The sequence below is a fragment of the Romboutsia sp. Marseille-P6047 genome (genome assembly GCF_900604535.1).
Classification (GTDB): domain Bacteria; phylum Bacillota; class Clostridia; order Peptostreptococcales; family Peptostreptococcaceae; genus Romboutsia_E.
The window spans coordinates 146,282-159,800 of the sequence record NZ_UWOT01000003.1 but is presented as its reverse complement, the minus strand read 5'-3'; the positions used below and the strand labels follow the sequence as shown (position 1 = coordinate 159,800).

Sequence of the window (13,519 nt, the reverse complement as noted above, 5' to 3'; positions counted from 1 at the left end):
TTTATTTTTATCAATTTATTTTAAGATACTTTACTCGTTTTTTCATTAGATTTTTTAAGTATTGGAATCCCAAATACTATCGAAGCTATACCACAAACAAGCATTAACATTGGATAATGCAAGTATTTTATTATCTCAACTGCTGATATTCCAACTATTCCAGCAGCCGTAACAAGCTGTGCTCCATAAGGTATCATACCTTGCCAACAAGCTGAGAATATATCAAGTATGCTTGCGGTTTTTCTTGGGTCTATATCATATTGTTCTGCTATATCTTTAGCAAGAGGTCCTGCTGTTACTATTGCTATAGTATTATTTGCAGTGCATAAGTCTACAACACTTACTAATGTAGCTATACCAAACTCAGCACCTTTTTTACTGTTTATTTTGCTAGTTATGAAGTTAAGTAAAAATTCTATTCCACCATTATATTTCATTAAACCAACTACTCCACCTACTATTAGTACTAATATACATAACTCCTGCATACCTGCCATACCAGAAGATACAGCTTGTATCAATCCTAATAAATCAATAGACGATGTTACTAATCCTATTATTCCTGCAAATAGTATTCCTCCTCCAAGCAGCACAAAAACGTTTACCCCGCACAGAGCACCAACTAGTACCACAATATAAGGTACTACTTTTATAAATTCATAAGTATAATTTTCTCCTGTCGCTCCTTGGTATCCTCTTGTCATTACTGCAAGTAATATTACTGTAGCTATTGCAGCTGGTAAAACTATTAAAAAGTTAACTTTAAATTTGTCTTTTAAATCACACCCCTGAGTTCTTGATGCAGCTATTGTTGTATCAGATATCATTGATAAATTATCACCAAACATTGCCCCACCAACTATAGCTCCTGTAACTAAAGCTATTGGTATACCAGTTTTTTCAGCTATTCCAAGACCTATTGGAGCAAGAGCTGCTATTGTACCAACTGATGTCCCCATTGATATAGATATAAAGCTACCTATTATAAATAAACCTGCAACTAATAAATTTGGAGGTAATACTGACAAACTTAAATTTACTGTTGAATCTACACCACCCATAGCCTTTGCAACACTTCCAAAAGCTCCAGCTAATAAAAATATAACTAACATTAGAACTATATTAGGGTCTCCTGCTGCTTTACAGAATATATCCATCTTAGTATCAAATTTTTCGTCTTTGTTAAATAATAATGCAACTCCCGATGCTATCATAAAAGCAACTAGAACTGGCATTTTATAAAAGTCCCCTGTTATAATACCACTACCAACAAATAATACTAAGAATACAACTATAGGTAATAATGCCAATGGATTTCCTTTTGAAGCGCTTTTGTTCATGCTAAACCTCTCCCTATTTAAAATTTTATAATATTACTTATATATAAATTCCCCACCAAGATAAGTTTAGATAGTCCCCATAGTAAAGCTATCTAAACTTCTATCTTGATGAATTTGCCAATATTATAATCATCCTAATATATAACTTATATTTCTTCACCACATCTAATTAATAATTCTCTCCATCTTCTATCAACTTCTTTTTGGAAATCTTCTATTAAATGTTCATTTCCTTTTTTAAATAAATGCTTAAATCTACCTTGTGGTTTTAAAAATTCTTCAATTGGAAGTTTATTTTTAGGTCTATAATTTAATATCCATTTTCCATCTATAACTTCAAATAGTGGCCAATAGCAAGTTTCTACTGCTAATTCACATATTTTCATCATATCTTCTGCTGGATATCTCCATCCTCTTGGACATGGTGCCATTACATTTAAAAATGATGCACCCTCTGTATATATAGCTTTCTCAGATTTAGTATGCAAATCTTTAAAGTTCTTTATAAATGTTGTTTGAGCTACATAGGGAACATCATGTGAGGCGATTATTGTGGCTAAATCTTTTCTATTTTGTGGCTTTCCTGATGACTCACAACCTACTGGAGTTGTTGTTGTATCTGCATACATGGGAGTTGCAGATGAACGTTGTATACCTGTATTCATATATGCGCCATTATCATAACATACATATACCATATCATGATTTCTTTCCATCGCACCTGATAGTGATTGAAATCCTATATCATAAGTTCCTCCATCTCCACCAAATGCTATAAATTTATAATTATCATCTATTTTCCCTTTTCTTTTCATTGCTTTGTAAGCTGCTTCTACACCACTTATCGTTGCTGCTGAATTTTCAAATGCATTATGTACAAATGAGTCTTTCCATGCAGTATAAGGATACATAAAAGTAGATACCTCTAAACATCCTGTTGCACTACTTATTACTGCATGATCCTCATCTTTTAATCCACGTAATATGTTTCTTACAGCTATAGTACCTCCACATCCAGCACACATTCTATGTCCACCAGCTAATCTTTCACGCTTATTCATAAATTCTTTAAAATTATAACTCATCTCTTACACCCCCCTAATCTCTTACTGATAAATAACGATACTCATCCCCTAGCTCATTACTATTATCAATTTTTTCAAGTTCGCTGTATACTTCTTCAACATTTTCAACCTTAACATCTCTACCACCTAAACCGTAAATATAATTTACAATCTTAGGCCCCTTTTCTAAACTGTAAAGTGCTCCTTTTACTTCCGCTCCTAATGGTCCTCCATAAGCATTAAAACCTTCACATCTATCCATTACAGCTAAAACTTTTACATGTTTTAAAGCTTCTCTTATTTCTTCTGCCGGGAAAGGTCTAAACAGTCTAATTTTTAACAATCCAACTTTCTTCCCTTCTGATCTCATTTTATCTATAGCATCTTTCGCTGTCCCTGCAGCAGAGTTTATTATAACAATTGCATAATCTGCATCATCTAATTTATATTTTTCAAATAATCCATAACTTCTTCCAGATATTTTTTCGAAATCTTTTGCTACTTCTAAAGCTACTTTTTTAGCATTTTTCATAGCTTCTGCCTGTTGTCTCTTATGTTCCATATAATATCCTGTCACATCATAAGCCCCTGTAGACATTGGTATTTTTGCATTTAATAAATAATTTTCTTGAGTATATTCTCCAACAAATTCTTTTACTAAAGAATCTTCTATCAAGTTTATATTTTCAACAGCATGGCTTGTTATAAATCCATCTTGGCAAACCATTACTGGTAATTGTACATCTTTATGTTCACCTATTCTTACAGCTTGAATAAAGTTATCGTAAGCTTCTTGGTTATTTTCAGAATATATTTGTATCCATCCAGAATCCCTAGCGCCCATACTATCTGAATGATCACAGTTTATATTTATTGGCCCAGATAGAGCTCTATTAACTAAAGCTAATGTTATTGGTAATCTGTTTGATGCTGCTATATATAATTCTTCCCACATAAGCGCTAACCCACAAGAAGATGTTGCAGTCATAGTTCTTGCCCCTGCTGATTGTGCTCCAACTGCAGCACTCATTGCACTATGTTCACTTTCAACAGTTACAAATTCAGTTTTAACTTCACCATTAGCTACGTATGATGAAAAATACTGCGGTATTTCAGTTGAAGGAGTTATTGGAAAAGCAGGAAAAACATCTGGATGTATTTGCTTTATAGCTATTGCCACTGCTTCATTTCCTGATAATCTTTCTCTTATTACTGAAGGTTCTACTACTCTTTCTTCCATTATTGCTGTAGTTGACATCTATACTTCCTCCTTTACCATTTCTATAGCATCGAAAGGACAAACTTTTGCACATATACCACATCCTTTACAGTGCATATAGTTAAATTCACTTCTTTTTTTATTCTCTACAGGAATAGCACTATCTGGACAAACTGGAATGCATAGTAAGCATTGCTTACATTTATCTTCTATAAATATAGGCTTATCTACTCTCCATTCACCTGTGTTAAATTCTGCTGAAGTTCCACCACCAAAAACATTTCCTGCTGGTGTTATATCTTTCCAAGATATATCTTCTGTAATAACTTTGCTTATTTTCTTGTTTTCCATCTATTCTACCTCCTCTAGTGCAATTTTTAGAGCTTTCATATTTCCATCTATAACCTCTGGCTTAGATGCAAATTTATGTTTAAAAGAAGTTTCCATCTCATTTAAAAATGTATCTAAAGGCATTATGTTTGCTACCTTCACTATTGATGCAAGCATTGGCGAATTTGGGAAGTATTTTCCTAGAGCTCTTTCTGATACACTTCTAGCATCTACTGTATACAACCTGCCTTCATATCCTTTAAGATATTTTGATATTTCATCTTTACTTTTAGATGTATTTACTATTATTGCGCCATCCTTTTTTAATCCTTTAGTTACATCTACTGATTCTAATAAAGTTTCATCAACTACTACTACAAATTGTGGCTCATATATATTTGAGTGTACTCTTATCTCTTTATCACTGATTCTGTTATAAGCAGTTATTGGTGCCCCCATTCTCTCTGGACCATATTCAGGGAAACCTTGCACATATTTACCTGTACTAAATGCAACATCTGCTAGTAATAATGAAGCAGTTTTTGCACCTTGTCCTCCCCTTCCATGCCATCTAATCTCTATTGTGTTATTCACCATCATACCCCCTTAAAAATTAAGTATATTTGTGCTCATCCAATAAAATCTTATTTAAGATTTCCATTATCATACAATTGTTATTATCTAACAATGGAAATCTTAACTATCCGCCATGATAAAAGTATCATAGCGGATATTAGTATTATATTTTAAGCATTTAACACTTCTTCTTTTTCTACACACTCTAATTTATCTAAACCTTGCTTTAAGTCAGCTATTATATCTTCAGGATCTTCAAGTCCTACAGATATTCTTATTAATCCTTCAGATATTCCAGCTTCAGCTCTTTCTTCTGGAGTATATGGTGAATGAGTCATAGATGCAGGATGTTGTATTAATGTTTCACAGTCACCTAAACTAACTGCAAGAGTACATAATTCTAAAGAATTTAATAATTTTTTACCAGCTTCAAGTCCACCCTTAACTTCAAATGCTATCATACCGCCTGGCATATCCATTTGTTTTTGAGCTAATTCATATTGTGGGAAGCTTTCTAATCCTGGATAATTTACTTTTTCTACATTTGTATGAGATTCTAAGAATTTAGCAACTTCTTTAGCATTTTTAGTATGTCTATCCATTCTTACTTGTAAAGTTTTCATTCCTCTTATTATTAAGTAAGCATCAAATGCAGAAAGTACAGCACCTGTCATATCCTTTATTCCAAATAATCTTACTTGATTAATGAATTCTTGTTTACCAACAACGAACCCAGCTAGAACATCTCCATGACCATTTAAGTATTTAGTAGCAGAGTGAACTACAACGTCAGCTCCAAACTCTAAAGGTCTTTGTATGTATGGAGTACAGAAGGTATTATCAACTACAACCATACAACCCTCTACTTCATGAGCTATTTTTGATACAGACTCTATATCTATTAATTTTAAATCTGGATTTGCTGGAGTTTCTAAATAAACAACTTTAGTATTTTCTCTCATAGCTGCTTTTACTTCATCTAAGTCTGTTGCATCTACAAAAGTAACATCTACTCCATATCTGCTCATTCCATGATTTAATAATGCGTAAGTACATCCATATAAAGTTTTACTTGCAACCATATGATCTCCTGCCTTTAATGCTGACCATAAAGTAGAAGTTATAGCTCCCATTCCTGAAGCTGTAGATACACAAGCTTCACCTTTTTCTAATAAAGCTATCTTTTCTTCTAATTGCATGTTTGTAGGATTTCCTAATCTTGAATATATAAATCCATCTTCTTCTAGCGCAAATCTTCTCCCACCTTGTTCTGCACTATCGAATACGAAAGTTGATGTTTGGTATATAGGCGTTGTTAAAGCTCCTGATACTGGGTCTTTTTTATGACCTCCATGTATAGCTTGTGTTGCGAATTTTTTATTTTTTAAGTTTTCCATTTGAGTTACCCCCTATAATTTTATTTACACAATTATATAGAGCAATCATTGTGCCAACTTTTTACTTTTAAATAATAAACTTTATTTTTTATTTTATTAGTTTTGTACCCCTTGAAATAAGCCACTTTGTAAAACGTTTTCCGATGGTGTATTCACATATTTTTCTTATCTTATTATATATATTTATATATATCGTAAACCTTTGTTTACATTATATATATTTTACGTAAATAAAACTTTACATCTGTAAATATTTATTTACAAATTTATCTTACTCATTTATTTTATATTTCTTTACCTTATTCATCACTGATGTATGCGATATTCCAAGTATTTTAGCACTCTCCCTATAACTTTTATTAATATTATATACTTTCATAATAATTTCTTTTTCGTAGTTTTCCATTTCCTCTTTTAGAGTACTTATTTTTATATCATCATCTTCAATAATACTTTGTATAATATCTTCACTTTTATATAAATAATCTATAATAATATCTTTAGAAGTCAAAATGTCTCCACTACATAGATTCATTGCCCTTTCTATTAAATTCTGTAGTTCTCTTACATTCCCTGGCCAATCATAGTTCATCAAAGTATCAATAAAATCCTTTTTAAATCCTTTTATATTTTTCTTAAGTTTCTTATTAAGCTTGTCTATAAAGAACTGAGTTAATATTGGAATGTCCTCTAATCGTTCTCTTAGGCTTGGTATTTTTATTGGGATTACATTTAATCTATAGTATAAATCTTCTCTAAAGCTTCCTTCTTTTATCATATTTTCAAGATTTTTATGAGTGGCAGCTATAATCCTTACATCAACATCTTCTTCTTTACTGCTACCAATCTTTCTTATTTTTCCTTCTTGTAAAACTCTTAAAAGTTTAGCTTGAAGTAACATTGATAACTCTCCTATTTCATCTAGAAAAATAGTTCCTCCATTAGCTTCCTTAAAAAGTCCTTCCTTACCATTTTGCATAGCCCCTGTAAAACTACCTTTTTCATATCCGAATAATTCACTTTCTAGTAAGCTATCTGGCAGTGCCGCACAGTTAATAGCTATAAATCTTTTATTTTTTCTATCACTTAACTCATGTGTAGCATTTGCAAATAGCTCTTTACCTGTACCACTTTCTCCTCTTAATAATACAGTTGAGTTACTTTTTGCTATAGCCAAAGTCATCTGCTTTACCTTTTCTATACTCTTGCTATTACCTATTATATTTTTAAAAGGCCCATCATTATTTTTATTGATAATATTAACAAGTTGTTTTGCTTTATTAACATCTTTTATAGAAATTACACCACCTATAGTTTCTCCATGATCATTTGTTATTCTTCTTCCTGTAGTTATATAGTTGCTTTTTATACCATCATGAGTTAATGTAGCTTTTATATTGTCATATTCATCACCATTATTAATTAAATCTACAATTACATCATCTTTTCCAATAATTCCCCTAATATCTTCTCCAATAACATCCTGCTTATTATAGTTAAACAAATCCTGACAATAGTTATTAAATATATTAATTCTAAAATTTTTATCTATAGAAATAATTCCTTCATCTACAGAATTTATAACTGCCAGTAGCTTTTGTTCATTTTTTTCATGATTTAAAAGTTCTATTTCATCTATAGAGATAATGTCTTCTATACTAGATATTGCCTCTTTAAGAATATCTTTATTATCTGGATCAATATCATCTATTTTTATACAAACCTTTTCCGGAAAAACCTCCATAGATACTAAATCTATTTTTTTATTATATAGCTTATATAATATTTCAGTAGTAATACCAAATCTATTTTTAGTATTTATCTCAAACCTAATCATATTAATTTTCCCCCTGTGTTTGATTGACTCTCTTTTATAATATCATAACAAAAAAATAAGCCAATAATATGATTAATATTATTAGCTTAGGTTTAAAATTATATAGTTTCTACTTTTATTAAATTAGTAGTTCCACTTGTTGCAACTGGCACACCTGCGGTTATTACCACTAAATCATTTTCAGCTATGTATTGTTTTTCTTTAGCTGCATTTATTGCATTATTTATAACTTCATCTGTATTTTTACCACTTGTAGTTATAACTGGAAGCGCACCCCAAGTTAATGATAATTGTCTCATTACTCTTTCATTATCTGTTATCGCAACTATCGGGCATTCTGGTCTAAACTTTGATACCATTCTTGCAGTATGACCTGATGAGGTTGAACTTAATATTGCTTTTGCATTTAAATCTATAGCAGTTGCACAAGTTGAATAACTTATTGCATCTGTCACATTTGTAGCTTCTAAAGCTTTTTCTCTTAATTTTGTATTATAATCAATGGTTTCTTCAGTTCTTTTAGCTATTATAGCCATTGTTTTTACAGCTTCAACAGGATATTTCCCTGCAGCAGTTTCTCCAGATAACATTATTGCATCAGTTCCATCGTATATTGCATTTGCAACATCAGTTACTTCTGCTCTTGTTGGTCTTGGATTTCTCATCATCGAATCCAGCATTTGAGTTGCAGTTATAACTGGTTTTCCTGCTTTATTACATTTATTTATCATATTTTTTTGAACAATAGGTATTTCTTCTGTTGGTATTTCAACACCAAGATCACCTCTAGCAACCATTATACCATCAGATATATCTATTATTTCATCTAAGTTGTCTACACCTTCTTGATTTTCTATCTTAGATATTATTTTTATATCAGTAGCATTATTTTCTTCTAATATTTTTCTTATAGCTAATACATCAGATGCTTTTCTTACGAATGAAGCTGCTATAAAATCTATTCCTTGTTCTATTCCAAACTCGATATCACTTCTATCCTTTTCAGTTATAGCGGGTAAATTAACTTTAACACCTGGAACATTAACCCCCTTATGATTTTTTACTATACCTGAATTTTCAACTACACAAACTATATCATCATTATTGACTTCTTTTACTTTAAGTCCTACTAAACCATCATCTATTAATATGATATCTCCACACTTAACATCCTTAACTAATCCTTTATAGCTTACTGTGCACATATCCTGACTTCCCATAACATCCTTCATTGTTATAGTGAAAGTGTGTCCTTCTTTTAAAAAAACTTCTGGTTCATTAAATTCTCCTGTCCTTATTTCTGGCCCTTTAGTATCTAAAAGTATAGCAGTAGGTTGTCCTAATTCTGCTCTTACTTTTTTAACTAAATCCATTCTTACTTTATGCTCTTCATGAGAACCATGGGAGAAGTTAAATCTACAAACATTTAATCCATTTTGAATAAGTAATTTTAAAGTTTCTTCTTTGTCACTTGCTGGTCCTAATGTACAAACAATCTTGGTTCTTTTTATGCTATTTATCATACGTTTGTCTCCTCTACTTAGTGTATAGTTTTATAATATATTACATTATTATTCCCCACATAATAGTTGAAACTATTGTTATAGTTAACCCAACAGCAGCTTCATATGGTACTAGTTTTAGACGTTCATTTATACTCATATTTACTGAACCTCCTGTTGCGTGGAAAAATGAACCATGTGGTAAACTATCAAGTACAGTTGCTCCTACATGCACCATTGCTGCTCCTGCTAATGGAGCTATTCCAACTGATATTATTGCTGGTGCAAATGTAGCTGAAGCAATAGTTGCTCCTGATGTAGTTGATGCAGTTGCGGCACCCATTAATATACCTGAAATTGGTGCTAATAAGAACTCTGGTATATGCATTGCATTAAGTATTGATATTGTACTAGCTTGGACTCCTGAATATTTAATTACACCTGCAATTGTACCTGTTCCTATTAAAAGTATTGCAACTGGCATCATCTTTGATAAACCAAATGCCATATAATCATTTATATATCTTATTTTTCCCATAACTAATACTCCTATAATTCCTCCTAGAGGTAAAGCTATAAGTGGGTCTACTGTAATTCCTACTATAGGTCTTAATGAAAGTAGTAATATTGCTACTAATGGACCTACTATTGCTGCAAAAAAAGATGGTAACTCTTCTTGAGGTTCATTTTCTTCTAAATTTAATTCAATTTTATCTCCAGCATGTTTTTTAGCTAATATATTTGCAATTATAATAGTAGCTACTAATCCAAAAATTGCTGGTATTATATTAGCTGCCATTAATGATGATAAGCTTACGCCAAAGTTTTCTGATGCTGCTATTGTATTTGGATTTGGAGAAATTACGTTACCACATTTTCCTCCACCTATCATAGCTAAAAGCACTGTAAACTTTGAATATCCTAATTTTTTACCTATTGCTAAAGCTATAGGTGCAACTGTTATTACTGATATATCTACGAATACACCTACTGCTGTTAATATTAAAGTTGATAATGCTAAAGCAATTAAAGCTCTTTTTTCTCCTAATGTTCTTATTATTTGATCTGCAATTTTAGCTGCAGCTCCAGTTTTTATAAGAACACCTGCAAGGACTCCAGATGTCAATATACGAAGAATAGCTGACATTATTCCCCTTGCACCTTCCATCATTACATCTACAGTTCCAACAAGGCCCGCTCCACCAACTAATCCACCAATTAATGCTCCTAATATTAAGCTATATGCTGGTTGAAATTTTTTTATTATTAGAATTATAGCTACTGCTAACCCTAATAATGCTCCAAATGTAGTTATTTGTATATCCATCTACTTCACCACCATTATATAATTTTGTATCTTATTTATATAAACTTAAAATTAACTTAACACCCTGACTAAATTAAATATTTGAGTTGCGGTTTGAATCATATTTTTTTCTGCTGTACTTTTATCTACAGCTTCTTCTAATGACATAGCCTTATTTACAATTGCAAAGAATGCATCTATACCTTCTTCATTACATTTAACTGCATCATCTGTTATACATCCTGATATTGCTATGACCTTTGCACCATACTTTTTTGCTAACTTAGCAACTCCTATTGGAGCTTTTCCCATTGCTGTTTGATTATCAAGTCTTCCTTCTCCAGTTACAACAATATCAGCATCCTTAACTGCATCTTCTAACTTAGTTTCATCAAGTATTATCTTTATACCTGATTCAAGCTTTGCATTTAAAAATGCTAAAAATCCAAATCCTAGGCCTCCTGCTGCTCCAACCCCTGGTACATCTGCTAAGTCCTTGCCTAAATCTCTTTTTACAACCTGTGCAAAATTCATAAGCCCTTTATCCAGCTCTTCTACTATACTTGGTGTAGCTCCTTTCTGAGGTGAATATATATGAGCCGCTCCATTTAATCCATATAAAGGATTATTAACATCGCATGCTATTTTAAAAGTACATTCATCTAATTTTTCTAATTTTTCACTTACATCTATTTTTCTTATTTGATTTAATACTTGTCCTCCTAATCCAACTAATTCATTATTTTCATCATAAAATTTAAATCCTAAAGCTTGAAGCATACCTACTCCACCATCATTGGTTGCACTTCCACCTATACCTATCACAAAGTTTCTACAGCCTTCATTTATAGCTTCTTTTATCATCTCTCCTACTCCATATGTAGTTGTTATTAATGGATTTTTATCTTCCCCAGAAACTAAAGTAATTCCTGCTGCTTGAGCCATTTCCATTATTGCAGTATTACTTTGCTCTAATACTCCATAAGTTGCATTAATTTTTTGCTTAACTGGACCACAAACTTGTACAGTTCTCCTTTTACCATTCATTCCTTCAACTAATGCATCTACTGTACCTTCTCCACCATCGGCTAATGGTTTTATTTCAACATCTGCTTGTAATTTAGCATTTTCTATTCCTTTTTTTATAGCATTAGCTGCTTCCATAGAACTTAAGCTTCCTTTTAGTGAGTCTATTGCAATTACTATTTTCATAATTTCTATCGCCTCCTATTTATTAATGTAATATCAAACAGCATTAAAAATTAAAATATCACTTCTAAAAATTAAATAATTTTCTATATATTTTGTTATATATACTATCCTTATGCAATGCTCAATATTCACATTAAAAGTTTACTCAATTTAGATTATATTATTTGATTATACTTATATATAATCAATGCTTTCTAACAATATTTTATTCAATATAATTCTATATTAATCATATTAATAATCACTCTAAATTTTTACAGTTAATATTATCTTCACATATATTTTTCAAAATAAATTATAATATCTGTAAAAATAAAAAAGACTATCTATGAGATAGTCTAATATTATAATACTTTCTCAAGATAGTCTTTTTTTATTATTTCTTTAAATTGTAGAAAGAATCCATTCCACAATATCTAGCTTGTTCTCCAACCATTTCTTCTATTCTTAATAATTGGTTGTATTTAGCTACTCTATCAGTTCTTGATGGAGCACCAGTTTTTATTTGTCCAGCATTTACAGCTACAGCTAAGTCAGCTATAGTAGTATCTTCTGTTTCTCCTGATCTATGAGATATAACTGCAGTGTATCCAGCTCTCTTTGCCATTTCTATAGCATCTAAAGTTTCAGTTATTGTACCTATTTGGTTAACTTTTATTAGTATAGAGTTTGCAACACCTGCATCTATTCCTCTTTCTAATCTTTCAGTGTTAGTAACGAATAAATCGTCTCCAACTAATTGTATTTTCTTTCCTAATCTTTCAGTTAATACTTTCCATCCGTCCCAGTCTTCTTCATCAAGACCATCTTCTATTGTTACTATTGGGAAGTTATTTGCCCAATCTTCATATAAATCAACCATTTGTTCAGCTGTTAATTCTTTTCCTTCTCCAGCTAAAACATATTTCTTAGTTTCTTTGTTGTACATTTCTGTAGCAGCAACGTCAAGACCTAATCTTACGTCATCTCCTGGCTTGTATCCAGCTTTTTCTATAGCTTCAACTATTAATTCTAAAGCTTCTCTGTTTGATCCTAAGTTTGGAGCGAATCCACCTTCATCACCTACACCACAAGCAAGACCTTTTTCTCCTAGGACTTTCTTTAATGAGTGGAATACTTCTGCTCCCATTCTTAATCCTTCTTTGAATGATTTAGCTCCTACTGGTAATATCATGAATTCTTGAACATCAACGTTGTTATCAGCATGTTCTCCACCGTTTAATATGTTCATCATTGGTACTGGTAATTGCTTAGCATTTACTCCACCTATGTATTGGAATAATGGTAATCCTAATTCTTCAGCAGCAGCTCTTGCTACAGCCATAGAAACTCCAAGTATAGCATTAGCTCCTAGGTTTCCTTTGTTATGTGTTCCATCTAAGTCTATCATTATAGCATCTATTTCAGGTTGATCAAAACAATCCATTCCTTCTAGTTCTGGAGCTATTATTTCATTTACATTGTTAACAGCTTTTTCTACACCTTTACCAATGTATCTTCCTTTATCTCCATCTCTTAATTCTACTGCTTCGAAAGCTCCTGTAGATGCTCCTGATGGTACTATTGCTCTTCCTATAGATCCTGATTCTAATATAACTTCAACTTCTACAGTTGGGTTTCCTCTTGAATCTAATACTTCTCTAGCGTATACGGCTTCTATTAATGACATTTAAATTACCTCCAAAATTTTTATATGATTATATAATAGATTAAAAAACCTACTATACTATTGTCTA

Annotated in this window: 10 protein-coding genes and 1 pseudogene; all 11 read right to left on the bottom strand. The window is 31.6% G+C overall.

The genetic code is table 11. The annotated features are described in order from the left end of the window. Positions 1 to 20: 20 nt before the first annotated feature. Complete coding sequence (locus EIH23_RS04440; protein WP_122639019.1) at positions 21 to 1,340, bottom strand: Na+/H+ antiporter NhaC family protein; 1,320 nt, start codon at positions 1,338 to 1,340, stop codon at positions 21 to 23. 146 nt (positions 1,341 to 1,486) lie between these two features. Then, positions 1,487 to 2,425: a thiamine pyrophosphate-dependent enzyme gene (locus EIH23_RS04435; RefSeq protein ID WP_122639018.1), complete on the bottom strand. Its 939-nt coding sequence runs from the start codon at positions 2,423 to 2,425 to the stop codon at positions 1,487 to 1,489. A gap of 13 nt (positions 2,426 to 2,438) precedes the next feature. Then, positions 2,439 to 3,662, bottom strand: coding sequence for a pyruvate ferredoxin oxidoreductase (locus tag EIH23_RS04430; protein WP_243113320.1), 1,224 nt, complete (start codon positions 3,660 to 3,662; stop codon positions 2,439 to 2,441). Beyond that, positions 3,663 to 3,974: a 4Fe-4S binding protein gene (locus tag EIH23_RS04425; RefSeq protein ID WP_122639017.1), complete on the bottom strand. Its 312-nt coding sequence runs from the start codon at positions 3,972 to 3,974 to the stop codon at positions 3,663 to 3,665. It lies immediately after the preceding gene. Next, positions 3,975 to 4,547, bottom strand: a complete 573-nt coding sequence (locus tag EIH23_RS04420) for a 2-oxoacid:acceptor oxidoreductase family protein (RefSeq protein ID WP_122639016.1) — start codon at positions 4,545 to 4,547, stop codon at positions 3,975 to 3,977. Positions 4,548 to 4,699: 152 nt separating this feature from the next. Beyond that, complete coding sequence (gene megL, locus EIH23_RS04415) at positions 4,700 to 5,926, bottom strand: methionine gamma-lyase (RefSeq protein ID WP_122639015.1); 1,227 nt, start codon at positions 5,924 to 5,926, stop codon at positions 4,700 to 4,702. 271 nt (positions 5,927 to 6,197) lie between these two features. Then, a complete protein-coding gene (locus EIH23_RS04410; protein WP_122639014.1) occupies positions 6,198 to 7,763 on the bottom strand; it encodes a sigma 54-interacting transcriptional regulator in 1,566 nt (521 codons plus the stop codon). 101 nt (positions 7,764 to 7,864) lie between these two features. Further along, positions 7,865 to 9,286, bottom strand: a pseudogene (gene pyk, locus EIH23_RS04405) (pyruvate kinase); the annotation flags it as partial. Between the two features lie 40 nt (positions 9,287 to 9,326). Continuing rightward, on the bottom strand, positions 9,327 to 10,592 hold the full coding sequence (locus EIH23_RS04400; RefSeq protein WP_122639012.1) for a GntP family permease: 1,266 nt from the start codon (positions 10,590 to 10,592) through the stop codon (positions 9,327 to 9,329). Between the two features lie 51 nt (positions 10,593 to 10,643). Then, complete coding sequence (locus EIH23_RS04395) at positions 10,644 to 11,783, bottom strand: glycerate kinase family protein (protein ID WP_122639011.1); 1,140 nt, start codon at positions 11,781 to 11,783, stop codon at positions 10,644 to 10,646. A gap of 376 nt (positions 11,784 to 12,159) precedes the next feature. Beyond that, positions 12,160 to 13,452 carry a phosphopyruvate hydratase gene (eno, locus tag EIH23_RS04390; protein ID WP_122639010.1) on the bottom strand — a complete coding sequence of 431 codons (1,293 nt, stop codon included), beginning with the start codon at positions 13,450 to 13,452 and terminating at the stop codon, positions 12,160 to 12,162. Positions 13,453 to 13,519 lie beyond the last annotated feature (67 nt).